Source organism: Luteolibacter flavescens, assembly GCF_025950085.1.
GTDB classification, from domain to species: domain Bacteria; phylum Verrucomicrobiota; class Verrucomicrobiia; order Verrucomicrobiales; family Akkermansiaceae; genus Haloferula; species Haloferula flavescens.
Map to the genome: position 1 here is coordinate 367,798 of NZ_JAPDDS010000004.1, position 25,602 is coordinate 393,399.

The 25,602-nt window shown below is 64.3% G+C and carries 29 protein-coding genes and 2 tRNA genes; 19 read left to right on the forward strand and 12 right to left on the reverse strand.

All coding sequences use genetic code 11. From position 1 onward, the window contains the following. Positions 1-57: 57 nt before the first annotated feature. Together OKA04_RS09485 and OKA04_RS09490 are read left to right on the forward strand one after the other, a co-directional pair. Positions 58-1,263, forward strand: a complete 1,206-nt coding sequence (locus OKA04_RS09485; protein ID WP_264500914.1) for a type 2 periplasmic-binding domain-containing protein — start codon at positions 58-60, stop codon at positions 1,261-1,263. Between the two features lie 103 nt (positions 1,264-1,366). Then, the gene (locus OKA04_RS09490) at positions 1,367-2,122 is read left to right on the forward strand and encodes a hypothetical protein (RefSeq protein WP_264500915.1); all 756 of its coding nucleotides are present in this window, start codon (positions 1,367-1,369) and stop codon (positions 2,120-2,122) included. 17 nt (positions 2,123-2,139) lie between these two features. Here OKA04_RS09490 and OKA04_RS09495 read toward each other — a convergent pair whose 3' ends face one another. The 3 genes from OKA04_RS09495 to OKA04_RS09505 form a co-directional block, all read right to left on the reverse strand. Then, entirely contained in the window at positions 2,140-3,507 is a 1,368-nt protein-coding gene (locus OKA04_RS09495; RefSeq protein WP_484521617.1) for a FecR domain-containing protein, read from the reverse strand. Continuing rightward, complete coding sequence (locus OKA04_RS09500) at positions 3,507-4,040, reverse strand: RNA polymerase sigma factor (protein ID WP_264500917.1); 534 nt, start codon at positions 4,038-4,040, stop codon at positions 3,507-3,509. The genes OKA04_RS09495 and OKA04_RS09500 overlap by 1 nt, the downstream gene beginning before the upstream one ends. Before the next feature lie 347 nt (positions 4,041-4,387). Beyond that, a complete protein-coding gene (locus OKA04_RS09505) occupies positions 4,388-4,891 on the reverse strand; it encodes a hypothetical protein (protein ID WP_264500918.1) in 504 nt (167 codons plus the stop codon). Positions 4,892-5,487: 596 nt separating this feature from the next. Between OKA04_RS09505 and OKA04_RS09510 the strand changes: the two genes are divergently transcribed. Then, positions 5,488-5,793, forward strand: coding sequence for a PF20097 family protein (locus OKA04_RS09510; protein WP_264500919.1), 306 nt, complete (start codon positions 5,488-5,490; stop codon positions 5,791-5,793). An 83-nt stretch (positions 5,794-5,876) separates the two neighbouring features. Then, on the forward strand, positions 5,877-6,854 hold the full coding sequence (locus OKA04_RS09515; RefSeq protein ID WP_264500920.1) for a hypothetical protein: 978 nt from the start codon (positions 5,877-5,879) through the stop codon (positions 6,852-6,854). Between the two features lie 7 nt (positions 6,855-6,861). Here OKA04_RS09515 and OKA04_RS09520 read toward each other — a convergent pair whose 3' ends face one another. Further along, positions 6,862-7,191: a hypothetical protein gene (locus OKA04_RS09520; protein WP_264500921.1), complete on the reverse strand. Its 330-nt coding sequence runs from the start codon at positions 7,189-7,191 to the stop codon at positions 6,862-6,864. A gap of 256 nt (positions 7,192-7,447) precedes the next feature. On the opposite strand from OKA04_RS09520, the gene OKA04_RS09525 reads away from it, so the two are divergent. The 5 genes from OKA04_RS09525 to OKA04_RS09545 all read left to right on the forward strand — a co-directional run bounded on the left by OKA04_RS09525 (position 7,448) and on the right by OKA04_RS09545 (position 10,051). After that, positions 7,448-7,522, forward strand: a tRNA-His gene (locus OKA04_RS09525). 325 nt (positions 7,523-7,847) lie between these two features. Further along, a tRNA-Arg gene (locus OKA04_RS09530) sits at positions 7,848-7,922 on the forward strand. 324 nt (positions 7,923-8,246) lie between these two features. Further along, positions 8,247-8,756 (forward strand): DUF4262 domain-containing protein, encoded by a 510-nt coding sequence (locus tag OKA04_RS09535; RefSeq protein WP_264500922.1) that lies wholly within the window; start codon positions 8,247-8,249, stop codon positions 8,754-8,756. A 12-nt stretch (positions 8,757-8,768) separates the two neighbouring features. After that, entirely contained in the window at positions 8,769-9,170 is a 402-nt protein-coding gene (locus OKA04_RS09540) for a hypothetical protein (protein WP_264500923.1), read from the forward strand. A gap of 293 nt (positions 9,171-9,463) precedes the next feature. Then, on the forward strand, positions 9,464-10,051 hold the full coding sequence (locus OKA04_RS09545; protein WP_264500924.1) for a hypothetical protein: 588 nt from the start codon (positions 9,464-9,466) through the stop codon (positions 10,049-10,051). Positions 10,052-10,214: 163 nt separating this feature from the next. Here the strand turns inward: OKA04_RS09545 and OKA04_RS09550 are convergent, their stop codons facing one another. Then, positions 10,215-11,147, reverse strand: coding sequence for a 2-dehydropantoate 2-reductase (locus OKA04_RS09550; protein ID WP_264500925.1), 933 nt, complete (start codon positions 11,145-11,147; stop codon positions 10,215-10,217). A gap of 148 nt (positions 11,148-11,295) precedes the next feature. Here OKA04_RS09550 and OKA04_RS09555 point away from each other — a divergent pair, with 148 nt between their 5' ends. Further along, positions 11,296-11,931 carry a TolB family protein gene (locus OKA04_RS09555; protein WP_264500926.1) on the forward strand — a complete coding sequence of 212 codons (636 nt, stop codon included), beginning with the start codon at positions 11,296-11,298 and terminating at the stop codon, positions 11,929-11,931. 71 nt (positions 11,932-12,002) lie between these two features. Here the strand turns inward: OKA04_RS09555 and OKA04_RS09560 are convergent, their stop codons facing one another. Beyond that, positions 12,003-12,695, reverse strand: coding sequence for a PEP-CTERM sorting domain-containing protein (locus OKA04_RS09560; RefSeq protein ID WP_264500927.1), 693 nt, complete (start codon positions 12,693-12,695; stop codon positions 12,003-12,005). An 898-nt stretch (positions 12,696-13,593) separates the two neighbouring features. On the opposite strand from OKA04_RS09560, the gene OKA04_RS09565 reads away from it, so the two are divergent. From OKA04_RS09565 to OKA04_RS09580, 4 genes are all read left to right on the forward strand, one after another. Continuing rightward, positions 13,594-13,833, forward strand: a complete 240-nt coding sequence (locus OKA04_RS09565) for a ferredoxin (RefSeq protein WP_264500928.1) — start codon at positions 13,594-13,596, stop codon at positions 13,831-13,833. 8 nt (positions 13,834-13,841) lie between these two features. After that, entirely contained in the window at positions 13,842-14,213 is a 372-nt protein-coding gene (locus OKA04_RS09570) for a DciA family protein (protein WP_264500929.1), read from the forward strand. Positions 14,214-14,238: 25 nt separating this feature from the next. Continuing rightward, complete coding sequence (locus OKA04_RS09575; RefSeq protein ID WP_264500930.1) at positions 14,239-15,288, forward strand: NUDIX domain-containing protein; 1,050 nt, start codon at positions 14,239-14,241, stop codon at positions 15,286-15,288. A 115-nt stretch (positions 15,289-15,403) separates the two neighbouring features. Beyond that, on the forward strand, positions 15,404-16,042 hold the full coding sequence (locus OKA04_RS09580) for a hypothetical protein (RefSeq protein ID WP_264500931.1): 639 nt from the start codon (positions 15,404-15,406) through the stop codon (positions 16,040-16,042). Positions 16,043-16,079: 37 nt separating this feature from the next. On the opposite strand, the gene OKA04_RS09585 is transcribed toward OKA04_RS09580, so the two are convergent. Next, complete coding sequence (locus OKA04_RS09585) at positions 16,080-16,517, reverse strand: hypothetical protein (protein ID WP_264500932.1); 438 nt, start codon at positions 16,515-16,517, stop codon at positions 16,080-16,082. Positions 16,518-16,714: 197 nt separating this feature from the next. Between OKA04_RS09585 and OKA04_RS09590 the strand changes: the two genes are divergently transcribed. From OKA04_RS09590 to OKA04_RS09600, 3 genes are all read left to right on the forward strand, one after another. Continuing rightward, entirely contained in the window at positions 16,715-17,206 is a 492-nt protein-coding gene (locus OKA04_RS09590; protein ID WP_264500933.1) for a thioredoxin family protein, read from the forward strand. Between the two features lie 210 nt (positions 17,207-17,416). Further along, positions 17,417-18,118 (forward strand): hypothetical protein, encoded by a 702-nt coding sequence (locus OKA04_RS09595; RefSeq protein ID WP_264500934.1) that lies wholly within the window; start codon positions 17,417-17,419, stop codon positions 18,116-18,118. 110 nt (positions 18,119-18,228) lie between these two features. Next, positions 18,229-19,749: a tetratricopeptide repeat-containing sulfotransferase family protein gene (locus tag OKA04_RS09600; protein ID WP_264500935.1), complete on the forward strand. Its 1,521-nt coding sequence runs from the start codon at positions 18,229-18,231 to the stop codon at positions 19,747-19,749. A gap of 112 nt (positions 19,750-19,861) precedes the next feature. On the opposite strand, the gene OKA04_RS09605 is transcribed toward OKA04_RS09600, so the two are convergent. Next, positions 19,862-20,290 (reverse strand): hypothetical protein, encoded by a 429-nt coding sequence (locus OKA04_RS09605; protein WP_264500936.1) that lies wholly within the window; start codon positions 20,288-20,290, stop codon positions 19,862-19,864. 219 nt (positions 20,291-20,509) lie between these two features. Here OKA04_RS09605 and OKA04_RS09610 point away from each other — a divergent pair, with 219 nt between their 5' ends. Next, positions 20,510-20,887 carry a nuclear transport factor 2 family protein gene (locus OKA04_RS09610; RefSeq protein WP_264500937.1) on the forward strand — a complete coding sequence of 126 codons (378 nt, stop codon included), beginning with the start codon at positions 20,510-20,512 and terminating at the stop codon, positions 20,885-20,887. 169 nt (positions 20,888-21,056) lie between these two features. On the opposite strand, the gene OKA04_RS09615 is transcribed toward OKA04_RS09610, so the two are convergent. The 3 genes from OKA04_RS09615 to OKA04_RS09625 all read right to left on the reverse strand — a co-directional run bounded on the left by OKA04_RS09615 (position 21,057) and on the right by OKA04_RS09625 (position 22,584). Further along, positions 21,057-21,287 (reverse strand): hypothetical protein, encoded by a 231-nt coding sequence (locus OKA04_RS09615; protein WP_264500938.1) that lies wholly within the window; start codon positions 21,285-21,287, stop codon positions 21,057-21,059. A 166-nt stretch (positions 21,288-21,453) separates the two neighbouring features. Continuing rightward, a complete protein-coding gene (locus OKA04_RS09620) occupies positions 21,454-21,612 on the reverse strand; it encodes a hypothetical protein (RefSeq protein WP_264500939.1) in 159 nt (52 codons plus the stop codon). A gap of 204 nt (positions 21,613-21,816) precedes the next feature. Then, entirely contained in the window at positions 21,817-22,584 is a 768-nt protein-coding gene (locus OKA04_RS09625; protein ID WP_264500940.1) for an SDR family NAD(P)-dependent oxidoreductase, read from the reverse strand. 218 nt (positions 22,585-22,802) lie between these two features. Between OKA04_RS09625 and OKA04_RS09630 the strand changes: the two genes are divergently transcribed. After that, positions 22,803-23,861 carry a M42 family metallopeptidase gene (locus OKA04_RS09630; protein ID WP_264500941.1) on the forward strand — a complete coding sequence of 353 codons (1,059 nt, stop codon included), beginning with the start codon at positions 22,803-22,805 and terminating at the stop codon, positions 23,859-23,861. Positions 23,862-24,539: 678 nt separating this feature from the next. On the opposite strand, the gene OKA04_RS09635 is transcribed toward OKA04_RS09630, so the two are convergent. Beyond that, positions 24,540-25,601 carry an alkene reductase gene (locus OKA04_RS09635; RefSeq protein WP_264500942.1) on the reverse strand — a complete coding sequence of 354 codons (1,062 nt, stop codon included), beginning with the start codon at positions 25,599-25,601 and terminating at the stop codon, positions 24,540-24,542. Position 25,602: the final 1 nt, after the last annotated feature.

A 25,602-nucleotide genomic window follows, 5' to 3' on the forward strand; every position in this document is an offset into this window, starting at 1 on the left:
CTGGTGCTGCACCCAAGATCGAACAATCCCAAAGCAAATCCTCCAACAACTACGACCATGAAAGCCACCACCACCCTCGCGATCCTCGCCCTCGCCGCGGGTTCCGTCGCCTCCGGACAGACCGTGATCAATATCACCGGTGCCACCGCATTCCGCGCCGCCGCCACCAACACCATCATCGCCATGCTCGGCGGCAATGGCGTGACCCAGTTCGGCTATGACGGCACCTCCGGCCCGACCGGTGCGAACCGCCAGATCTTCCGCGGCACCTTCAATGGCCAGGACACCATCATCCGCACCTCCTGGTCCGGATCGACCCAGGGCATCCTCGACCTCGCCGACCAGAACCAGATCCAATTCCTGATCGCCAACTTCGGCACCGGCACCGGCGCCAACCCGATCAGCACCACCGGCTACAACTACGGTGCCGCTGGCAATGAGCCTGCCGAATTCAACACCGGCATCCCGCGCTTCGCCTTCTCCGACGTGGACAAGGCCCTCTCCACCCGCCCGAATGCAACCCTTTCCGGCGGCCCCGTCGGCGTGGTGCCCTTCATGTTCCTCGCCGGTGAAAGCGCTCCGGCCACGATGACCAACATCACCGACCAGCAGCACGAAGCCCTCTGGTCGCTCGGCCAGATGCCGCTGAGCCTCTTCACCGGCAATGCCGCTGATACCGACCTCGTGCTCGCTACCGGCCGCAACAACGGCTCCGGCACCCGCGCCACCATCCTTGCTGAAACCGGATACGGTGCCTTCACCAACGTGCAGCAGTGGAACGCGGCCTTCACCGGCGATCGCGTCACCGGAACGCTGACCACGATTAGCGAATTCGAAAACAACGGCCACTCCAGCAACTCCGGAGTTCGCGACGTGCTGACCCGCCCGTCCAACAATGTGACCTACAACGGCAACTCCTTCTCCGTGGTCTTCTGTGGCTACCTCACCATCTCCGATGCCCTCGCTGCCTCCGGCTACAATCCGGTGACCGGCGCTGTCTCCGGTGGCGAAGGTGCCAAGCCGATGACCTACAATGGCGTCCGCTACTCTGAGGAAAACGTGAAGAACGGTGCCTACACCCTGTGGGGCTACCAGCAGCTCTACCGTGCCTCGAATGCCACACAGGCTGAGATCGCCTTCGATGACGCCCTGCGCGCCGCAGTGCCGGTGAACATGGGCACCGCCGGTATCCCGATCCCGCAGATGACCGTGAACCGCAGCGGCGGCGACGGTGGTCTCGTCCTCCCGATCCCACAGGGATAATTGATCGCAGATTCCGGCTGACTTCAGTCAGCCGAACCACCCTCGGGGTGCTGGCGCAGCGCCAGCACCCCGTTTTCCTTTTCTCATCCCGACGGTCATCGACATGAATGTGAGGGCAATCCTGATTCTAACAGGTGCCGCGGGGTTGCTCGCGGCGGTGGCCGCGTCGCTCGCGCCGAAGCGTGATGCGGAGGCGGCTGCCACCCGCGGGAGCGCGCCGTCTGTCTCGGTGGGGAAGGAGCACTCTCCCGGCCATGGAGCAGGGGAGGCACCTGTCCGCAGCAATCGCGGGCATGTATACGCGACGGCAGCTCCGAAGGACTCGTCGCATGCAGGGCATCCAAGCGCCACCGGGCTGGCGCTGGCTATGGAGAGCGGCGAGGGCTCCTGTCCACCGTCATTGCCCACGAAGACGAGTGACCGCGGCATCGTCCATGAAAGGCGCGGAAGCGACGGCAGGCGGAATGCTCCCGTGACTTCCCAAAAGGAGGTGAATCCCTCATCCGCCCCGGCGGTGCGCAGGTCGCTGGGAACCGGTGGCACACTTTCCTCACGAGGCTCGCTCGGCCAGGCTGCGGCCACGCCGGATGACTCGCGGATACCCATGCCCGCCGCCCTGGCCACGAGCGATCCCGATCAACCGCTGGCACCGGAGATCGAAGAAGCCCTCGACAAGATGGCCGGGGAATTTGCCGATAAGATGGAAGCCTCCGGGCTCAAGCCGGAGGACCCCGGCTACGCAAGCCTGTGGGAAGAGACCGTGAAGGCGAGCGACCAGGAATTCCGCGCGAAGTATGGCAAGCACGCTTGGCTCCGCCAGCATCTGGAAGCCCACCGCATGGAGATGCACGGCGACTGAGTCGAGCGCATGCGCGCTCAGTTGTCCCGTGTGATCGCGCGGATCTCGTCGATGGATTGATCCGCGAAGAAGGTGACGGTGATGGTGCGGCGGTCGGCGGAGAGCTCCACGCGGTCATGGGGCGGGTGCTGCTGGCGCTCCAGGCCGCGCAGCTCGGTGTCCTGAGCATTCAGGGGCGGCAGCGGGGCCTTCGAGAGCAGGGCGTCCGTGCGGTTCAGCTTGCGGCTCGCGGTGATGATGCCGAGCACGGGCCGGTCGAAGGTGACGCTGCCCTCGAAGCGCTTGGCCTCGCCGCTCTTCATTTGGCCCACTGGATTGTAGCGCAGTAGGTAGCTCCGCACGCGCTTGCCCTTCCCCGGTCTCACATCGTGGGTGCCTAGGAGGCGGCTGCTCTCGTAGATGCCGGGCTGCACAATGTCCGCCCGCAGCGGCGCCTGGAGCCGCAGGTCGCGCCGCTCCGGGATGACCAGGATGCGGTGGTCATTTTCCAGTGCCGCCAGATACTCCGGCGTGCCTGGCGGGGCGGTCACCACCTCGCCACGCGTCGAGTGAATGCCGGACGCCACCGGCCACGTGCGGCGAAATCCGGACGGCTCGAAGGCGACCACGCTCAGGCGCTTCCCGCGGCGTGCGCGCAATGCGGCACCGCGCTCGATGAGCCGCTTCTCGTCGTCCTTTTGCACCTCCACCTTCCCATCCATCACCATGAAGTCCGCGGTGCCATCGCGCTCCGCGGTCACGCCGAATGACGTGCCGAGATCCGTGAGCGTCGCCGAGGCCGTCACCACGCGGAAGCCGTGCGCGGTCTCCGGGCACCACGCATTCAGCCGCCCGTGCTCCAGCACCACCTCGTCGCCGGAGCGCACGGAAAGCTCGGCCGGTGCCTCGATCGCCACCACCGCGCCATTTGAGAATTCCATCCGCGTCACGCCGGTGTCGAAGACGAGACGCTCGCCCATGCGGACCTCGCTCGATTTCTCATCGTCGTGGAATCGCGTCGCCACCACCGGGCCGCGCGACAGGGTCGTGGTGAGGAAGATCGCCGTCCCGGCCAGTATGATCAGCGCCGCCGCGGCCAGCGTCGTGCGCCGCCACCACTGCACTCGGATGGTCTTCCGCACGCGTGCGGGGAAGTCATCGTCTGCCTCGTCCGCCATCGCGCCTAGATGCGGCAGCACCGCACCGAGGAAGCGCTCGTCACTCAGCTCCGGCCGCAGGCGTGCCAGCGCGCCGGACACCACGAGCTGCGAGCGCAGGGCGTCCAGCGCGGCGGGATCGCTCGCAAGTATGGCCGCCAGCCTGTCCCGGTCCACCTCGTCCATCGTGCCGTCTAGGTACTGCGCGCATAGTATGTCGAAGTCCGCATTCATGGCGTCGTCCTGCATCACGCGTGGATCTGTTTTGCCACCAGGCAGTCCGCCAGCGCCTTCCGCGCGTGGAAGAGGAGCTTGCGCACGGAGGCGGGATTCATGGAAAGCTCGTCGCCGATCTCGCTGGAATTACGGTCGTCATAGTAGCGCGCATGGATCACTCGGCGGACGTTCTCCGGCAGATGGGCCAGGCAATCGCGCAGTGCCTCGTGGCGGATCTCGGCATCCTGCAGCATTCCCGGCGCGGGAGTGGTGGGCTCCGCGGCGATGAGGAGGCCGGTGATCTTTTCGTCCAGCAGGCGCTGGCGGCGGCCGGTCTTCGTCAGCTCGTTCATCACCAGATTCCGCGCGATCTGGCGGAACCACCCCGGCGCGTTCTCCGGGTCATCCAGCTCATCCCACTTCCGGTGCGCGATGACAAAGGTCTCCTGCGCCAGATCATCCACCCATGCATCATTCACGCCCAGCGAGCGGATGAAATATCGCAGCCCCGAGTGGTGTGCACGCACCGCGGCATCGATCTGCTGGTCTCTCTCCCGGCGGCTCATGGCAGGAAGGGGCGGCGGGTTGATGTGGGATGGCGCTGCATTGGCGGGAAACGGAGATCGGAAGCCGGAGATCAGAAATCGGAAATCGGAGGTTCGGGGGGAGGCTCCCCGCGAATCTACCCCGCATCAGACGATTTCGCGAGCCCCGCCGATGTTCCCACAAAAATGCGGGATGGCAGAAAAAGTGGCCCCGGCTTCCAGCCGGCAGCCCTCAGCAGCCTCACCGTGGTCCGCATCGGTCCGCGTGCGGTGCGCCAGTCCGGGAAGGACGGGTGTAAAGCCCGCCCCTCGGTCTCTTCTTCCTCAGGCACCACCCATTGACGATCCCCGGAGGGACCGCCCGCATCCTACCGCGGAGGCAGAGGCGGCGGCATCGCGCCGGTACCGGGTGCCGGTGGAGGCACCGTCCCTGCTCCCTCATCCGCATACATCTTCTCCCAGAGTTGCTTGAAGACCTCGTTGCACAGGAATTTCGTCGCGAGGAAGAGCTTGGAGTCTTCACCGTTCATCCGTTCGTAGGCCGTATTGAGCGGTAGGATGGTGAGATCCAGTCCGCCGATCTTTTTCAGCGCGAGGCCGAGTTTCTCATCCCGCTCCCACACGCCGCCGAAGGTCTCACGAATGCATTCCCCGTAGTAGGTCGCGATCGGGATGCGGAGTGCCCGCTGGGCCTCCTCCATGTCCTCCCCTTGCAGGTGGCTCATGCCCTTCCCTGCGATGTCCTCCAGGACCTTGTCCACGATGAGCAGCGAGATCAGCGAGTAATCGAGCTTCACGCCGGTCTTCTCCTTCACCAGATTTCGCAGCGTGTCCGCGTGCTTGCGGATGGGGTTCTCATTGGATTCGCTCATGATGATCGTTGGCTTGTATGAATGTCATTTTTGCTCCCGGCTGACGTACGGGCGATGGCGAAAACACGAGCGGCATTCCCCGTGACTCTTGCTCAGTCGGTAGTGTGGAAATCTGCGGCTTCCAGCCGGTCGTTCAAGCACGATGCATGCAACGGCACGGAGGATCGGGGAGTCCTCCGCGAGCGCGTGCGCTCATCAGATCGAAAGCCAGATTCCCACTGCTATCAAGACGCCGACGACGAACAGCACTCCGGGCAATGTCACCGTTTTACTGCGGTAACGTGGATCATCCGTACTACTGGAACGGCGGCGCCTTGGGGAGATGCTCATGCACGGAACCTAACAAGAACCGATCCCCCGTCGAATAACAAGAACGCGTAATGGCGCTCCTAACAGAAAAATTCCCTTGTGGCGCATGGATTTGCGGCGCTTCCGTCACATTGGTGGTTCCGATGCGGGCGTGAGGGTAGAAAGATGTCGCTCAGCCTCAGCCCGCTTCAGCGGATGGGCCCCGGACCGGTGCACCTCGCCCAAGGGCGGGGAGAGCTTTCCTGCGGGATGGATCCATGCATGCTGTCCGGAGCTTCCGACATCGCATGCACCCGTCACCTTCTCGCAATGATGATCCCGCATCGCGGGATGAGCATCCCTATGCACCGCCGCTCTCACTGGACGAGCCATCCGCGACGCAGGGCCCGCCGTGTCCGAAGTGCTTGCGGCCCATGCACGTCGGCCAGCTCCGCTCGAGCTCCCGCATCACGTGGGCAGGCGATGACGAGCGCTGGATCATCAAGGCATTCTTTGGCGGCACGCCCGTTGGCAAGATCACCACCGGCATAGGCTGCCGTCATCGCGCATTCCGCTGCGCCGACTGCCGACTCTATATCCTCGATGGCGAATGAAGATTTCCCATTGTCCTAAAGCTTTGCCATTCCCGCGCGTTTCTTCCTTCGGTCGTCGCTGTGACAAGCATGCCTAACACTTCATGAAGAAACGCACCGCCATCCTTCTGTCCGCCGCGCTGCTGTGCAGCATCAGCGGGTATGTCGCGTGGTGCTTCAGGACTTTCTACCTGCCGCCGCCGGTTGAGTTCATCGGTGATGTCTCGCCGGGAGCGAGAGAAGCGGTGGAGGAGTGGCGGTGGAGTCTCAGAGGCCCCCGCGAGCGCGAGTTCAGTCGGCCGGAGGCATGGTGGAATCTGCAACACCCGTGGAATTGCAGGAGGGGGGAGCCGCTAGAGGCGGTAGAGGAGACCGGTTTTGGTTTGTCGGCATTGAGAGGAGGTGGGTTTGGGGCTTATGGTCGGCGCGGGCGGACCTTCTTGTCTCTTGGTCGGCACTGGTGGACCTTCTCCAGGACCGCTGGGGAGTGGGACGCCTCCACGGTAGTGGATCATGGGACGAAGTTCGGCGTATCATATGGACCCCGGATCTACACCCAAGCGGCGGTGGCCACGCGCATCGATGCCATGGCAGAGCAGGGTGCGACCATCGAGGTTCTGTCACTCGATGGCCTGAGCCGGTTCGGGAATCTTTTGAAGGGGGCGGGACTCCATCCGGATCGTCAACCTCCGCTCTTCAGTATCTTCGAGCATCACGAGATCCTGGGTCGCGCGGTGGTGACGGACGCTCGCGAGCGCCAGCGGCTCATCGACGCCCTTGCCCGCTCCATTCGCGAGGGGGATGGAGAGAGGGACTCTCCCGGTTGGGGGCTCGATGCCCGGTATGGCGTCACTCTCACCGTCGGTGACGAGCATGCAGAGTACCTCATCAGCTTCCGTCGTGGCGATGGTGCCGCCTTTGATGCGGGTATCGATGGCCTGCCCGACTATAAGGGTGTCCACGGCTTCTGGCATACCGGTCCCGGCGGTGGTGTCGCTTTCTTCAGCGTCAGTCCTCGCTATGAAAATTTCTTCGCTTCGTTCCTTGATAGGCAGCGCATCGACCGTGAGCAGGTCAAGTGATCCGATCTTACATCTCGCCATCGTCAGGGAAGATTTCGGTTATAATGTGTTTTGGTGAAATTGTCGGTTGACTCCGCGAGTGAGATGTGTGAATACTTCTCGCGTTCCGATGAACCGACGACATTCCATCACATTGCTCCGAGAGCGACCGCGACATCAGCGGTGAGGCCATTCCCTTGGCTTCGTGGTGAAATGTAGCATGGCATGAATGCTTGAAAAGAGGCGGACCTTTGCCGCCCGGAATCTCGGCAGGGATTTTACCAAGCGCGCCGGGAATCCCTTGTTTCATCGGGTTTTGCTGCGGATCACGGCCTTTCTTTCTGATGGTCGTTTCCACTCCGATCTCCTGATCCCGCGGCGGTGCCTTGGCCGTCTCCCCGGATCTGGTCGTGTGGTGGCATGGTCAGAGGGATGGGCCCCATCCTGCAGATGCCGGCTCAATAGCCGCCGCAATCGGAAGTTGCGTTATATGTAATGAGAAATCCGATTTTCATCGGGTGAGGTGTGTTCGTGGGAAGATTTATAATAAAATGAAAATGCAATCAGATGGTTGGGTCGTGTTTTGGGTATTGTAATGATGCATTCTAATAATCCCGGGCGTGATCTAACGGCAAGATCCCTGGCTGTGAACCAGGCAATGCGGGTTCGACTCCCGTCGCTCCGGACCAATCTTTTCCCATCAGTGCCATCCTCCCTGGGAGCGCCGGTCATCAGACCGGCCCGCCTCATCCCGCGCTCCGTACCTTCCAAAAGAAAGCTCTAACACGTCTCCCTGCAAAGCCCGTCTCACCCATCACCCGAAGCACCAAATACATCTCCACCACGCGAGAGCTACTCACCCGTTCCAAGCCTGACCCCTGCGCCTGCTTCCCCACCCGGAGAAGGCACGCCGCCCACTCGCTTCTGCGGGCCAGTGGCTCCGCGCTCCCGGCGGGATGCCTCTGGCTTAGGATTCCCCTGACACACTCATCTAACAACCAAACCATCCCCATTGCCGCGCTGGCGTAGTGGATAGCGCGCCGCTCTACGAAGGCGGAGGCCGAGGTTCGATTCCTTGGCGCGGCACCATCTTCATTTCCGGATTTCCATCTCGGGGTCTCCATTTCGGATCTCAGATTTCAAAGTTCAGATTTTCCATCGGGTGTTGATGTAACCTGGTAGCATGCGTGATTTGGATTCACGTCGTCGGGGTTCAAATCCCCGGCACCCGATCAACCATTTTCGATGAAGCGGATGCCTGTGCGGGGATCCGGATTCACCGCATTGATGTGCGATGCCCACTTCCGCCTTCCTTCCGTCGGTCATGGGCCTTCATGATGCAGGAGAACTCCTGCGGCAGCATTGTGGTGCCGCTCCCTATCCTTTCTCGAAATCTCGCACCTCCACCTTCTCATGACGGACGACTTCCCCAATCTCCTCCCGGGCTTCGAATTCCGACAGGCGGAGGATCCTTCCGACGAGCAATTGCTGGATGACGTGCGCGAGTACGGCTGGCACGTGGTGCTCATCCAGGAGGATGAGACGGGGCCTGCCTATGGCTTCACGGTGGGGCTGCACGCGCGCACGCTGCAGCCGGAGATTGTCATGATGGGCCTGCCGCTCGATCTGACTCACGAGCTGCTGAATGACATCGCAGCGTGGATGATGGATGGCGAGGTGATCGTGCCGGGAAGGCGTTATTCCGAATTCATCGAGGGCCGCGAGGTCGTCTTCCAACCCATCGACCCGAGCCAGTATCACGATCACCTGGGGTATGCGAATTGGTTCTACCGCGACCTCGGCAGCCCCTTTCCCGCGCTGCAATGCCTGTGGCCGGATTCGGAGGACCGCTTCCCGCAGGACGCGGGCTTCGACCCACGGCTCATCGCCCGCCAGCCGGATCTCTCCAAGCCGGTGGCTTGACGATGTGACGGGATGTCAAACCGCACCTACATCTGCACGATCTGCCGCATCGCGCGACGTGCCCCTGCGGCATACGGGCTGGTAACGGGACTTCGCTGTCGGGAATGCAGCGGTCCGCTGTGGGAGCTGAGCCGCAAGTGGCGTATCCCGAAGCTGGCCGACGCCAAGGGCTGGGCGGAACTCCATGGGATGGTGGAGCGCAGCCGCCCGCAGCGTGAGATCGAGAACCGGCACCGCGGTGAGCGACTGATCGAGGAAATCGAACGGAAGCTCCATCTCTACTCCTTGCGCAAGCCAACGGCCCATCGCGATTCGCAGATGCGGAAGCTCGTTCGTCAGCGAGATCTTGTGCAGAGGTCCTATCTTGGCATCGAGGCTCGTCATGATCTGCCGAGCGATGGGATTGGGGGCTGAGGCGGGATGCCGACTTTGCTCGAGACGGAAATAGGGATGATGAGCCCGCTTGGATTACTCGGGCGGAATGAATTCCGCGTTCCCAGTGGTAGGCGAAGCGGGCTTTTGCGGTTGAGCGGGCAGTGAGGGTAGCTTCGGGCCGGTCTGATGACCGGCGCTCCCGGGTTCGCCGGGCAGGGGACATCTCTTCCATCCTATCTATCCTGGTCCCGTATTGCTTTTTCGCGGCGGATGTGGTGATCCGGGTTTGATTCTTGTCGCGATCAGTCGCCCGGGCGTAAATGCTTGGTGAAATGAAGCTGCTGCCCGTTCCCGTGTTGCTCGCTGTCTTGGCGGGATTCGTCATGCATGTCGCAGTCGCGGAGGAGGCTGGCCCGGCAGTCGTGGGCCATGATCCGAAGCTCCACTCGGAGAAGGAGATCAAGAAATCCTTCGCGGGCCTTGGGGCTATCGTGGCGACGCTGAAGGATGAGTCGGTCATTTCGATCCACGAGGGGTTGCCTCGCTTCCCACCGAAGGCCAAGTTGCCTGATTCCGAGCGGAAGCCCGAGAAGACGCTCAGGCGTTACGGATTCTCCTTTTATCAGCAGGATCTCAAGTTGAAGGATGAGGACGCGAAGACGCTGAGATCATTGATTCGGGCCCCGGGCAGCTTTGAGGAGTTCCGCGGATTCAAGTTCTGCGGCGGCTTCCATCCCGACTTCGCCGTGACGTGGAAGGATGGCGAAGTGGAGGTGGAGCTGCATCTTTGCTTCGGCTGCAGTGAGGCTCGCGTTTATCGCGGGGGAACCGAGGTCTATTGCGAGATTGGAGGCGAGTCGTATGAGCGGTTCAAGGAGATCCTTGATGCTTATCGGACGCAGCGGCCGGAGGAGAAATAGCGGGGCCGGTGAGGGGCTTTCGTCTCGGGCCGCTTGGTTTGCGGTTGCTGTTCCGGTGCTTCGGCCGCACGCGGAGCGATGCGGACCACGATGGCGCGGGGTGATGGCGGGCTTACTTTGGAGGACTCGGGCGGAATGAATTCCGCGCTCCCAGTGGGGGCGCTCAGGCGAGGCGTTCGCGGATGCGGGTGGCGAGCTTTTCGAGGTGGGGGACTTCGATGCCGGCGGTCTTTGCGCGACGGAGGGGCTCGGCCCAGATGGAGTCGTACTCGACCTCGCGGCCTTCGACGTAGTCGATCATGCTGGAGGGGCGATACGGCCCCATGGGTCGGGTGCGCTCGACATTGAAGCCGATGAGCTTGTCTTCCAGCGGGAGACCTTGCGCGCGGGCGGCGGCGATGACCTCGGCCATCAGCGCGCGGATCTCCGCCTCCACGCCGGGCGTGGCCAGCAGCACATCCGTGGTGACCCCGCCCTCGGCGATGGCCAGGCCATTGAAGGGGATATTCCACACCAGCTTCGTCCATTGCGCGGCGGCGAGGCTGGGGGCGGCATCCGTGGGGATGCCCGCGGCGGTGAAGCGCCGGGCGATCTCCGCAGCGCGTCCGCGCTCGTCATTCACATGCTCGCCCACGCTGATCTTCCCCCCGGCGGTGTGGCTGACGTGGCCGGGCGAGAGGCGATTCAGGCAGACGAAGCATAGCGCTCCGAGCACGCGCTGCGGCCCGACGATCGCGGCGAGAGCCTCGCAATTTCCCAGTCCATTCTGAAGCGTGAGGACCTGCGTGCCTTCGTGCAGGAGCGGCGGGAGGACATCGGCCAGCAGGTGATTCGACGTCGTTTTCCATGCGACGATGACGAGGTCCACCGGGCCGATCTCCTCGGGCGTGCGATGGCTCTGCACCTGCTCCGGCGGCAGATGGAGATCACCGGCCACACTCTCGATGCGGATGCCATCGCGCTGCACCGCATCGTAGTCCGACCTGAGGAGGAATCTGACATCCTCACCCGCGGCGGCGAGGCGCGCGCCGTAGTAGAGTCCGATGGCGCCCGCGCCGACGATGGCCACCGATTTGAAAGTCCAGTCTCCGCTCACGCGGGAAGCTCTAGGCGGATTCCTCCGCAACGGCAACCCGGGTATCGCGCGACGGGGAATTCCCGCTCGATTCGCACGCGGCGCGGTGCATGGTGGTGCCATGATGACTGGATGGAGGAGTGGTCTCTGGGTCGCGGCGGTCTTGGCGATGGGCGCACTGCATGCGGCAGAGCCCGCGGCATCGGTGGCGGTGAAGGACGGGAATATCGTCCTGACTCCCGCCGGGGGCGAGGCGCGGACCTTGACGAAGTCCGGTCAGGATTCCTCCCCGGTGCTCTCGCCGGATGGGAAGTGGATCGTCTTCGTCCGCGCGGTGCCGGGGAAGAAGATCTCGACGGGTGCCGGGGACCACGATGCGGAGGAGCTCTGGCAAATCGACGCGGCGGGGAAAAAGGAAGCGGAGCGTCTCGTCGCGCCGCGGGACTCGGAGAAGGTGGAGGAGCTGATCGCCACCTTCGAGCGGGTGCAATTCTCCGCCGATGGCCGGCTGGTGTATTTCGTCACGCCCGCCTGGGCGACCTCCGGCGCGGTGCACGTGGTGGACACGACGAACCGGAAAGTGCGCTTCATCGTGCCGGGCGATGGCCTGCACGTGATGCACACGGGAGAGTATCGCGATCACCTGCTGCTCTCGCAGCACCGCTACTTCCTCGGCGGAGGATCGTATGATTGGATCTGGCTCTTCAGCCCGGAGGGGAAGGAGATCGGCCCCGTGGGCGAGGATGTCACCGGCTTCATGGAGCTCTACGGCGAGGAGGAGAAGCCAAGGGTGAAGGAAGAGTAATCGCGGGATTCTTCAACGCTCTGACCATCGGGCTGCCGACGATCAGAGCGCTCCAGATTTCATCCTCCGGCTCAATTCCGGCGGCGGCGCAGGAGCAGGCCGACAGCCGCGAGGGAGAAGAGCGCGGTGGAAGGCTCCGGGATGATCGCGATTTCCATCGTCGTAGGCAGGAAGGTGATGCGATCACCCGAGACGAGCTCGATGTAGCTGTTGTCCACGTCTTCCACGTCGTAGGTGCCGAGCTTCGTGGAAAGGAATTCCTCCGGATTCGTGCCGGGAACCGCGAGGCCGGTGAAGATGGTGGGGGTGGTGAAGCCGAAGCCGAAGTAGCGGACGGGATCGCCATTCACCGCCAGGCCCAGATCGATGGTGGAGGGTTCTTCCATGTCGATGCCGAGGACCACCATGAAGTAAGTGGTGGAGGGGACGATCCCGGTGCTGACGTAGAGGAAGATCTCGGGCGCATCGCCGGAAGGCATGGTGAAGGTGCCGGTGGACCCGGTGAGGGTGGCATTGCCGAAGATGGGGGCGTTTTCCGCTTCTTCTTGATACCAGTCATATTCGCCCTCCTCGTCCGTGTAATCGAGCGGGTCGCCGGTGGCGGAGTAGTCGGCGAGGGTGAAGCTGACCGTGATCACTTGGCCCGGAGTGTAGGCGGAGCTATCGGAAGTTCCAACAGTGCCGGTGAGAATGATGGAAGTGGCCGCCGGGGCGATGGCGGCGGAGGCGAGGAGCAGGGTGGCGGACAGCAGCAGGTGTTTCATGTTTCCGAAATGAATGGCAGCAGGCCTGGGGTGAAGGCAAGGCTCCGGACCCTACGGGATGATGTGTCAGGCAGGGGGAGAATCGGACGCGGCGAGCGGGTATGGTGTCAGGTGAACTGAAGGGAATCGGGGCCAGGATGGATGGGATGGATGGGATGGATGGAATGAAGACCCTGGATGCGCGGAGTGCATCCCCTGGGAGCGCCGGTCATTAGACCGGCCCGAGTGGTCCCTGGCTGCGCGCTTCATTGAGAAAGCCCGCCTCGCCCTCCCACTGGGAACGCGGAATTTATTCCGCCCGAGTCATCCGGCGAAGCCCGCACTTGCCCTGTGCCATCGTGGTCCGCATCGCTCCGCGTGCGGTGCACCGGTCGGGGGAGTAAGGGGTGAGGTCGGTTCCTAGGCCGGTAGCGAGTGAGGTCTGCTGCTGAGGTAGGCTGGTGGGAGGGGTGCGAAAGTGTGCCCCATATTCTGAACCATCGACATCACCCATGTGTCGAACCTGCACCCTTCGCTGGCTGGGGAGCCATCGGTGCCGCCCGCCTTCAGAGCTGCTTCGGCCGCACGCGGAGCGATGCGGACCACGATGGCACGGGGTGGTGGCGGGCTTCTCCGTGTTCTTCGCGGCACTCGGGCGGAATGAATTCCGCGTTCCCGGTGGGAGGGCGATGCGGACCTTTAGAGGGGGGCGGGCAGCCAGAGACCACTCGGGCCGGTCGAATGACCGGCGCTCCCAGGTTGGCACGGCGCTCCCAGATCCTCTCCCTTGACCCTCCCCGCGGGTTGATTTCCGTCCGCGGAGGCCTTATCCTCCCCTCAGCCGCGAGCTGCCTGTAAAAAGGGATTGCATGCGCGACCCGCTGGCGCGATGCACTCGCCAGCAGCATTCCTCTCAAAAATGGCCGACCGCGAAGACAAGAATCCGGAGAACATCACAGGCAAATTCTACGTCGATAGCCAGTGCATCGACTGCGACCTGTGCCGCGAGACCGCGCCGAACAATTTCACCCGGTCCGACGACGAGGGCTACTCGTACGTTTACAAGCAGCCGGAGAACGACGAGGAGCGCGCCCAGAGCCGCGAGGCGATGGAAGGCTGCCCGGTCGAAGCCATCGGCGACGACGGCGGCGACGACTGATCACCACCATGGCGAAGGAATCCCGGCTCGAGGCGATCCGTCGCGCCGTGCTCCGGGATTGGCGGGGCGGCGAGGATCCGGAGCATCTGGACAAGCGGCTCCACCTGCCAAAAGAATTCCTCGCCTCCATCCTGAAGCAGGCCGGAGCCACCGAGGGCATCGATGAGGAGCGCCTGCGCGAGATGTGGAAGGAGGTCGCGGGCGATTTCGTCGCCCGCCACGCCACCCCCGTGTCGCTGAAGGCAGGCTGCCTCACGCTCCACGTGCTCCAGCCCGCCATGCGCTTCCATCTGGAGCAGACGCGCGGCGTGCTCTTGAAAAAGGTCCAGGAGGCGATCGGCGCGAATCTCGTGAAGATCATCCGCTTCCAGGTCGGCTGACCTTCCCGGCAATCCCCCCTATCCCATGTTTCGCAATCTCATCTTCGATTGGTCAGGCACGCTGGTGGACGATCTGCCGCCGGTGCTGGAGGCGACGAATCACGTGCTCGGCATCTACGGGAAGGAAGCGCTGGATCGCGAGGGCTTCCGGCTGCGCTTCCGCCTGCCGTATGCGGAGTTTTATGAAGAGATGATCCCCGGCGTGCCGCTGGGAGAGCTGGAGGTGCATTTCCGCCAGGCATTCTCGGCGTCCACCGCGGCGGTCACCATCCTGCCCCATGCGCGGGAGAAGCTGGAGTGGTGCCGGGATCACGGCGTCCGCTGCTTTGTCCTCACCAGCATGGATGGCGATGCCTTCCACGCGCAGCTCGCGGATCTGGGGCTCACGGATTTCTTCGAGGCCACCTACTCCGGCGTGCTGGACAAGCGCGAGCGCATCCTGGGCATCCTGGAAAGACACCGCCTTGCCCCGGAGGAGAGCGCCTTCGTCGGCGACATGACCCACGACATCGACACCGCGCGTCACGGGAATCTCACGTCCATCGCCGTGCTCACCGGCTACACCCACGCCGGCCCGCTCTCCGAGGCGCGACCGGACCTGACCGTGCCGGACCTGGCCGTGCTACGTCGCCTGCTGGAGCGTCCCGGCTGGAAGCCCCGGCCCATCGCCACGGTCGGCGCGCTGCTGCACGATGGCGCGGGGAAGCTGCTCATGGTCCGCACCCACAAGTGGGGCCACCGCTGGGGCATCCCCGGTGGGAAGATCCGCCGCGGCGAAAGCTCGCTCGATGCGCTGCGCCGGGAGACCCGCGAGGAAACCGGGCTCGAGATCACCGACCCGCGCTTCGTGGTCGTGCAGGACTGCATCGACTCGGATGAATTCCAGCGCCGCGAGCATTTCCTGCTGCTGAACTACGTGGCCCGCACCCTGCCCGGGGAAGTCGTCCTCAATGACGAGGCGCAGGAATACCGCTGGGTCACACCCGCCGCGGCTCTCGGGCTCGATCTGAATCGCCCGACCCGCACGCTGCTGGTGGAGGCGCTGAATCAAGGGCTGATCGAGCATCCGGTGTAGTTGGGAGTGGTGGGTTGAGGGCTGGGTTTGCGTTAGAGTTTCCGGGTTGCGGTGGGGGCGGGGATTTGCCAGCGTGCGCGTCTTGATGAGCGCTTTGTCCCGATTTTTCCTGATCTTGCCGGCCGTCGGGCTGGTGGCTTGCTCGGGTTCCGGCTCCGGCGGGAGCTCGGGTTCTTCGTCGGGAGCCTCGATGCCGGTGGCAGGCGGGGCGGCTCCGGCGGCGCAGGCTTTCCGGATGAAGACGGGCGAGAATGGCGACGATGACGAGGGCAAGCTCCTCGAGAGATTCGGCTCCCGCAGCCCCTTCATGACGGACAACAAGGGCAAGGCGCTGGGCGAATACAAGACGGCCAGCGGCTTCGACCGTGCGAACACGCAGTTCGACCGCGGCTACGCCGGGAAGGAATACCAGGCGGGCGAATTCAAGAAGAAGTCCTTCTGGGGCCACCGCGACTACGCGAAGCAGGTCTATGGCGGGGACACGGACGCGAATGACCTCCGCAAGGGCTCGCGCTTCCAAGGCGCGGCGGCAGGGGAAAACGTGAAGGTGGCCCGCGACGGCAGCCGCACCTACGACACCGGTGCCTACGCGACCGGCGCGGCCCGCGAGACCGGCAGGCGCCGCCTGGACAAGGTGGCGGACGCGGAAACCACGGACCGCACGAATGTTTTCACCGATCCCGAGATCATCCCCTGGCAGCAGCAGCACGGGGTGACCATCGATGAGACGCGGAGCAAGATGGGCCGCCGCTGAACGGTGCCCGTCGGGCTAGCTACTAGTTTTCTAGTAATTAAGGCATCGCATTGCCGATGCGCTTGGCGCGGAAGTATCGTCCCAGCCAGGGGAGCTGCCATAGGCCCAGATAGACGAGGCTGACGAACCAGTAGGGGATATCCAGGTAGTGGTGGCCACGGGCGACCGTCGGATGGCCGAGATAGGAGGGAAGCGGGAACCAGTCTCTGGATGCCCATGCCGGGCGGGGCTCGACCTTGAAGGATCTGCTGGAACGGGCCGGGAAAAAGTAGATGGAGCGGCCCGCGTGGACCGGGTGCCAGTTGATGCCCAGCTCCGAGCCATCATTCCGGATGCGCACCTCGTGGCTCCCGGTCGTGAAGTCCAGGGTCGTGTTGCGATGCATCGAGTGGACCCACACCCAGCCGAGGAAGACGAGTCCCGGCAGCGCGAACCAGAAAACGGGCGAGCGATACCAGCGGCGGGCGGGAGTCATGGGTGTAGGGAATGCGCGGGGACGATCTGTTGTTAGGATGTCGTCCTGCTATCTCGGGTAGGAACAGCGCTTCCGATGCGCTTGTCGCGGAAGTTTGTGGAATAAGCGTGGCAGGACAGGCGCTGACTGGAAGCACCATCACTCCGGCTAGCCCGGTCGTTTGGATGAAGCGATCCCTTCTCATTTCCGCGCTCTTCATGTCCTGGCTTTCCGGCTGTGACAGACCGGAGAGCGCTATCCAGCAGGGCCGGATGCAGGAAGAGCGTGTTCCAAGGCCCCCACTGGAGCCTCCGGAATTCTGGCTTCCACTGGACCGCACGCTGGCGGATCACGTGGCGGCACATCCCGGTCGGCCGATCTTGGTGACCGTGGGCGCGAAGTGGTCGTCGACGTCCACCATGTCGTGGAGGATCTTGTTTTCAGATGACGCCACGGAGGTGCTCCGGTCATCCGGCTTCGTCTGCCTGACAGGTGACATCACAGAGGACGACAAGGTCGGGCGCAAGGTGATCGAATCACTCGGGCGGGTTTCGGTACCGGTGGTAGCCCTCTACGATCCACTGGAGGGCGAGTGGGAGATGAAGCCGGACGTCTTCACCGCAGCCGACGTTAGGGAGTGGGTGAGCAGCTATCATGAGAAGACGGCCGCGCGGGGTGAGCTGCGCGGGGGTAGTGTGGGCGGGAGGTGAGTGCTTCCCCGCGGCAGAGTTGCTGGCCTTAATCGTCAGGGAATCGTCGTAGTCCAGGAGACGAAGCGGTGGCGAAAATGCACGGGGGTCCGGCGATAATGCCCGTGGTGCGTTGAAGGCGGGTCGGAGCACGCTGGGTGGCGATGGATGGCGGATGATCTGCCATCTTCGAAAAACCACCCCTCACTTGCTTCCACTGCCTTCTCCTCCATGAAGCTCCAGCCTTCCAAACTCCTCAAGCTCGCGGCCATGGGTGCCGCCGGCATCACCCTGATCCACGCGACCCAAGCTGCTACGGTCCTGACGGGCGTGGTGGACTCCGCCGCGGTAGGCGACGAGACGAATGACAACCTGCCGGCCAACCACGGGAGCAATGCCCCCGGAACGCCGGACATCGCGCTGAACTGGAGCCCCACGGGTGCTTTCAATGTGTCCACCGGCCCAGGCTGGCAGATCTATCATGCCTGGCCGAATGGCGGCGGTGATGTCTATCAGCTCGATGGTCCTGTCTCGGGCTACACGGGTGTGGTGAACTACGACATCGCCTTCACGCCATCGAGCGCGACCATCGCGGTGGTGCTGACTTCCATCACGCTGAATGACTGGGCCGGTCCTAGCGGGGCGGGGCTGCAGAATACCACGCTGAACTGGATCGTGAGCGGCCCCTTGTCCGGCACCCTCGGCTCTGGCACCGGCTTGGTGGTGACGGATGGATCGGCACAGCAGCTTAACTTCGGCTATCAGGGCGCGGGCGGCGAGGTGCTGACGCTGCGTCTGACGCCCACGGGCGGCGGCGGGTCCTACTTCGCGGTGGACAATCTGAGCTTTGACCAGGTGACCGTGCCGGAGCCATCCGTGGCGGTGCTCGCCGCGGGTCTCGGTGCGCTGGCGCTGCGTCGCCGCCGGATCTGATGCGTGGCGCATGAGCTTTCTGTGAAACGAGGTTTCACGGGTTCGCAGGCCTCCATCCTCACATGCGGGATGGAGGCTTCCTGCGTGGCGGATTTCTGCGAGGGTGAGACATGGTGAATGATGGCGGTGCAGGCGCTGCGCTGGCGCGTGGCGATGTGGAGGGCGCGCTGGCCATCTGGCAGCGGGTGACGGCGCGGCGTGATGCCACGCCGGGCGAGCTGCTGGGCCATGCGACCTTGCTCTTCCGGCTCTATCGCGCGGAGGATTCGCATGATTTGTTAGAGAGGCTGCTAGTGCATCCCGCGGCAGGGGTGGAGGAGTGGCTGGTGGTGGCGAGGCTGTGGTTCGAGCGCGGGAGGTTTGACCGGTGCGCGAGGTTTTCCGGCCGTGCGCTGGCCGCAGTGCCTGATTCGCCGGACATCGGCGCGATGCATGCGGCGGCGCTCGAGCGGAGCGGGGACAAGGAGGGCGCGCGGGAGGTGATCGGTGCATTCCTCGTCCGGCATCCGGAGCATGCGAGGCTGGTGCGGCTGCTGGCGCACATCGAGCGCGGTGACGGGGACTTCGAGAAAGCGCGCGCCCGGCTGGAGGACCAGCTCCGGAGATTTTCCGGCGGGGAAGATTGGCGGCTGCGATATGAGCTCGCGGCGGTGTTGGACCGGCTGGGCGAGCATGCGGGCGCAATGCGCGAGCTCGAGATGGCGAAGGCGGAGCTGGAGCCGCAGTCGCAGCGCTACCGGTCGCAGTGGCGCTCGATGACGGAGCGCCAGTGGGCGGTGACGCAGTCGCTGACGAGGGAGCGGCTGGCGCGATGGGCGGATGCGGGCAGCGTGGCGCAGGCAGGAGATGAGCGGGAGATCTGCCTGATGGGTGGTTTTCCGCGATCCGGCACGACGCTGCTGGAGAAGGTGATTTCCACACACGCGGGATGCATCGGCACGGATGAGTCCGGTGTTCTGGCGACGCAGTTCCGCGATCCGCTGGTCTTCGGTGCGGGCTCCGCGAAGGAAGTGGTGACGGAGCTGGATGCATTCCATGCGGATGATCTGGCGGCAGGGCGGGAAGAGTATTTCCGCTGCACGGCGGACCTTCTGGGCGAAGATCCCGGAGGGCGGCTGTTGATCGAAAAGGAACCGCTGCTGACGGCAGATCTGGCGGTGCCGTTGCGGCTCTTCCCGGACGCGCGGGTGCTGATGCCGCTGCGAGATCCGCGGGATGTGGTGGTGAGCTATTTCTTCACGATGGTGCCAGCGTCGCGGGACAGCGTGGCGGCGGCGACTCTGGAGGAGACGTGCCGGTATTATGCGGAGGTAATGCGGCACTGGCTACTGCTGCGGGAGCGGCTGGATGCCGGGCGCTGGCAGTGGATGGAGAGCCGGTATGAGGATCTCATCGCCGCGGCGGAAGTGCAGACGCGGCGGCTTGCCGGCTTCCTCGGGCTGGAGTGGGAGGAGGGAATGATGGCTCATCACCGGCGGGCTGGCCGGGCGGTGGGGACACCTACTTACGATGATGTCTCGAAGCCGCTCTACACGCGATCCCTCGCGCGATGGAGGAACTACGAGCGCTGGCTGGAGCCGCACCTCGGGATGCTGGAGAAGCATTGCGCGGCGCTGGGATACGAGGCGTAAGCCCGTGCGTGGCGGGATGGTGAACCGCCAAGGCGCCAAGTTCGCCAAGGGAGGATAAACGAAGTACGAGATATGCCGTAGAAAGCGTTCGTCCCTCTGGGAGCGCCGGTCATTAGACCGGCCCGAGTCGTCCCTCGCTGCCGATATCACCCCGCATCCTCCTCCGTCGCCATGCGAGGAAAGCCGCCCAAGGCACCGCAAAGGACAGCGTGAGAAGCCAGTGCGAGATGGTGAAGCGGCCCGCGACGTCATCATGTGCCGGCGTCCACGTGCACGCCGCGGGGAACCAGCGCGGGTCGGGATAGGCTTTGTTCGGGCGCGAGCTCCAGTCGAACTCCGGCGCCATGCCGGTAGCATCGACCGGCTGGAAGATGATCAGGCGCGAGTTCACATGGACCAGCCCGTGAATGCCGCGCTTCGGGCTGATCCACTCGATCGTGTCCTGGATGCCCATGGAGCGAACCCATGCCCAGCCGAAGAAGATCAGGACGAAGACGCCGAGCCAGAAGCTCTTCCAGCGATGAAGCGGGCGGGGTTGCATGGGAGGAGGGTGGGGAGCGGTCTAGCAGGATGGGTGGGCACTTCAACGGGGATTCGTGCGGCAGGGCCGGGCTGCGCATGAAATGCCGCATGCCCGGGCAGACTTGATTCCTCCTTGATGGGGCGCGGTGGCGGGAGTAGCGGGTTTCAGATCTGAGATCCCGGATTTCAGATTTCCGCGACCACTGAACCCCCGACATCCGATCTCCGGCCTACTGCCATGACAAGCGCACCCCTGGACCCACCCGTTTCGCACATCGATCTGCTGCGCGCCGCTTATGCGGCTTTCAACTCCCGGGACATCGCGGGAGCGGTGAGCCTGATGACGGAGGACGTGGCGTGGCCGCGGGCCTTCAAGGGCGGCTTCGTGCGCGGGCCGCAAGAGGTGGGGGCATACTGGCGGGATCAGTGGGGGGAGATTGACCCCACGGTGGAGCCGCTGGCATTCCACGAGGAGACGCCGGGGCGGATCGTGGTGGAGGTGCGGCAGGTGGTGCGGGATCTCCAGGGCACGCTGCTGGCGGACGAGCGGGTGGGCCACCGCTTTGTCATCGAGGGCGGGCTGATCCGCGGGATGGAAGTCTGCCCGCTGGGGTGAGTTTGCCCGCCATGATCGGAAAGGCACCTCGCGGGCACGAGGATGCGTCGGCCCGGCGTGGGGCAAAAAATGGGCCAGCGGCAGGAAAGGCCGGTGGCTTCAAGGGTTGGGTCTTTCGGGTGGTGCTTGGGTTGCGTGGCGCGGTCGCCGGTCTACCTGCTGCTTTCTTTCAGATCACCCGGACCCAGACCCAGTCCATGGCATCGTAGAGGCCGGGGATGGAGGTCCGGCGGAATTTCCAGGGCTTGGACCCTGGAGTGGTCTGTCGGGCAGGTTGGTAGGAGCGGGTTTCCTGGTGGGAGTCCCACTCGGGAACGCGTGACGCTTCCACGGCATCGCCGACGCGGCACTCGGCGCAGGAACGCCGGAGGCAGCGAATGCAGTACGTGGTCACATTCATGCCATTACAACGTGGCATGGATGCGGATTGGTTTAGCGGAGGGGGTCTCTTTCGTAGATACCCGAGTGGGTAGGGGGGAGAAAAGATGGCCGTCTTCCGTCAGTGGGAGGCCGTCTTTCCGGGGGGTGCGAGGGGAAATCCGTGGCAAAAAGAGAGGAATAGCGCCTCACGCCGCCCGGGCGACCGGTGGCTGGTCGAGGTCAGGCCGTTGCGTGGCATCGCCGGGAGACAGATGGTTATCGTCACCGGTTCCATCGCCCTCGACATCGATGGGCGGGGCGGCGAGCAGCATCGCGATGAGGCGGAATTGCAGGGTCTCTTTCATGGGCTATGAGAGTAAAGCCCATGAGCAGGGGGAATGCCGGTCGCAGATCGTGACAATTGCGTTGGGTAAGGCCCGGCACAGTGGTCATTTCGCACCGGGGAGGGTGCGGGATGCTTGTTTGAAAGGGGGATGGGCCATAGCGGGTGCGGCTGTGGCCCGGGGATGTGCGGGGACCTGCGGCTGGAAGCCGCGGCCGCTCGAGGGTCACCACGGGGTGCGGCCACCATTCACCAGCAGGGTCTGGCCGGTGAGGAAGGATGCCTCCTCGGACGCGAAGTAGGTGACGGCGTGGCCGATGTCCGCCGGGGTGCCCCAGCGCTGCATGGGGATGGTGGCCAGGTAGCCGGCCTTTTCTTCCTCCGGCACCTCGTCGTGGCGCTCCACGGGGATCCAGCCGGGTGCGACGGTATTCACGGTGATGCCGTGCGGCGCGAGCTCGTTTGCCATCGAGCGGCTCCAGCCGATCTGCCCGCCCTTTGCGGCGACGTAGGCGCTGAATTTCGGCACGCCGGCGTGATAGACCTCGCTGGTGATATTGATGATGCGGCCGCTCCGGCGCTCCTTCATGGACGGCAGCAGGCGCTTCGTGAGGAGAAAGGGGCTCTTGATGAAGGCGTCCACCATCGACTGGTGCTCCTCCCAGGTGTAGTCCTCCAGATTCTTCATCGGCTGGAAGGGGGTGGCATTTGCGACGACGATGTCGATGGGGCCGAAGCGGGCCTCGATCTCTCCGGCCATGCGGTCGATCTCCGCCTCATCCATCACATCCCCCGCGACGAGCATGGCCTCGCCGCCCGCGGCCTGGATGGCATCCACCACGGCCTGTCCCTGGGTCGGGCTGGAGTAGCAATTCACGACCGTCTTCGCCCCGGCGGCGGCGAGCGTCTCGGCGATGACGCGGCCGAGCCCGCGGCTGGAGCCGGTGATCCAAGCGACGCGGCCATCGAGGCGGAAGGGTGAGCGGGTGGACATGGGAGGGGTTGTACCGGCGGGGAGGGGGATGGGCCAAGGATCAACCGTGTTCTAGCGATGGGATAGCGGGTGAAGTTGAGATGGCAGGTCCGGGATTTCAAAAGACAGATCCGAGATACGCGAGCCGTATAGGGTCAGCCCGCGGGGGGTAAAAAATCCCGCTAAACCGGCGGTTTTGTGGTTTTCAGGGTCGGGAGGGGCGCTCTAGCGTGCGCGCCATGGCCATCGATGTCGCTCTGCTTTCCCGTATCTGTGAAGCCCCCGGTGCGCCGGGATTTGAGAAGCTCATCCGCGAGCTGGTGCTCAAGGAAATCAAGGGCCTCGCCGACGAGATCCGCATCGACAACATGGGCAACGTGGTGGCGCTGAAGAAGGGCCGCTCCTCCGCGAAGCGCTCGATGGCCGCCGCCCACATGGACGAGATCGGCTTCATCGTCACCCACGTGGATGACAAGGGCTTCATCCGCTTCAATCCCCTCGGCGGCTTCGATGCGAAGGCGCTGACCTCGCAGCGCGTCATCGTCCACGGGAAGAAGGACGTGCTCGGCGTGATGGGCGCGAAGCCGACCCACATCATGCAGCCGGAAGACCGCAACAAGCCGGCGAAGATCACCGACTACTTCATCGACACCGGCCTGCCAAAGAAGGAAGTGGACAAGCTGGTGGAGGTGGGAAATCCCGTCACGCGCTGGAGCCCGCTGCTCGAGATGGGCGAGTGCGTGAACGTGAAGTCGCTCGACAACCGCGTGTGCGTTTACCTCCTCATCGAGGCGCTGCGCACTCTGGCGAAGTCGAAGAAGAAGCCCGCCTACGATTTCTACGCCGTCTTCACCGTGCAGGAAGAAGTCGGCCTGCGCGGCGCGAATGTCTCCGCGCTGGAGATCAAGCCGGACTTCGGCTTCGGCCTGGACACCACGATCGCCTACGACGTCCCCGGCTCGACGCCGCAGGAGCGCTGCACGGCGCTGGGCGAGGGCGCGGGCATCAAGATCATGGATAGCTCCGTCATCTGCGACTACCGCATGGTGGCCTACATGAAGAAGACGGCCGACAAGCACCAGATCAAGTGGCAGCCGGAAATCCTCGCCGCGGGCGGCACGGACACCGCCGGCCTGCAGCGCATGGTCCCCGGCGGCTCGATCGCGGGCGCGGTCTCCGTCCCCACGCGCCACATTCACCAGACCATCGAGATGGTGAACAAGCAGGACCTCCAGGCCTCCATCGACCTGCTCGTCGCGTGCGTGTCCGAGCTGGACAAGCACGACTGGAGCTTCTGATGCGCTTCTGATCCATCGAGGCCGCCGCGGCCTCTCGATGGAAAGAGGGGGCGCGGGATTGTTTGCGAACGTCCCTGCGTCCCCGTGTCCCTGTGGGGCGTCGAACTTCAGACGCAGCGGTGAAGCGGGCAGCACGGCCCGCTGGGAGCGCGTGCCACCGGCTCGCTTGGATAGTTCGGCGAAGCGACCATGAAAGCCCGCTATCTGATGATCTCGTGTGAGCAGCTTTTCCCCGAGGTTCCACGTCTCTCCAAGCGGGCCAGTGGCCGCGCGCTCCCAGGGGCACAGGATCGGCGGAGCCGGGAGCGCTGGCTTCAGCCGGCTTGGACAGACCGGCGAACTCCGGGCAAAAGCCGCTTTCCACGGAGCGCCCCGCTGGGAGCGCGTGCCACCGGCTCGCTTGGATAGTTCGGCGAAGCGACCATGCAAGCCCGCTCCCTGATGATCTCTCTCGTGTGAGCAGCTTTTACCCGAGGTTCATGGCTGTCCAAGCGGGCCAGTGGCCACGCGCTCCGAGGGGGGCGAAGGTTTTGGCGGACCTACGCGATCCCGATTTGGCGCTGCACCCGGTCGACCAAAAAAGAAAAGCCGGTGGCAGTTGCCACCGGCTGAGTTTCGAGGTTCGTTTGGAGCGCATGCTTCCATGCCTCTCGGGGACACCATGCAGCCCCCTGCCGATCAGGCAGGTTGGTTCAGCTCTTCCAGCGTGGGGTAGTCGAGGTAGCCTTCCGGGCCGCCGCCGTAGAAGGTGGAGCCGTCGGGCTCGTTGAGCGGGGCGGCGGCGGCGAGGCGCTCGACGAGGTCCGGATTCGCGATGTAGAGGCGGCCGTAGGAAATGGCGTCGGCTTCATTCGCGGCGAGGAGTTCGTCGCCCTGCTCCTTGGTCAGTTCCTGGTTCGCGATGAAGGCTCCGGTGAAGGACTTCCGGATGCTTCTGCTGATGCGCGGATCGGCACCGAGCGGCTCGCGGACGAAGAGGAAGGCGATGCCGCGCGCGGTGGCCTCGCGGGCGATGAAGCCGTAGGTGGCCACGGCATCGGAATCGTCCTCGGTATTCGGCGAGAGGTGCAGGCCCACGCGGTCCGGACCCCAGACGGAGATGGCGGCATCCACGGCCTCCAGCATGAAGCGCGCGCGATTCTCGATGCTGCCGCCGAAGGAATCGGTGCGCACGTTGATGCGGTCGTTCAGGAACTGGTGCGGCAGATAGCCGTTCGCGCCGTGGATCTCCACGCCGTCGAAGCCCGCGGCGAGCGCGTTCTCCGCGGCCTTCCGGTAGTCCTCGATGATGCCGGGGATCTCCGAGAGCTCCAGCGCGCGCGGAGTGACGTGGGGCCGCTGCGGGCGGAGGATGCTGACGTGGCCCGGCGCGGCGATGGCGCTGGCGGACACGGGAAGCTCGCCATCAAGATAATGCGGATCGGAGACGCGACCGACGTGCCAGAGCTGGGCGATGATGCGGCCGCCTGCCTCGTGGACGGCGCTCGTGACCAGCTTCCAGCCTTCCACCTGCTCCGCGGACCAGAGGCCCGGGGTATCCGGGTAGCCCACGCCCTGCGGCGAGATGGAGGTGGCCTCGGAAAGGATGAGTCCGGCGGAACTACGTTGCTTGTAGTACTCGGCCATCATCGCATTCGGCACGCGGCCCTCGCTGGCGCGGCAGCGGGTTAGCGGGGCCATGACGACGCGATTCGGCAGGTCCCATGCGCCGATGCGGACGGGTTCTTGGATCTTTGACATG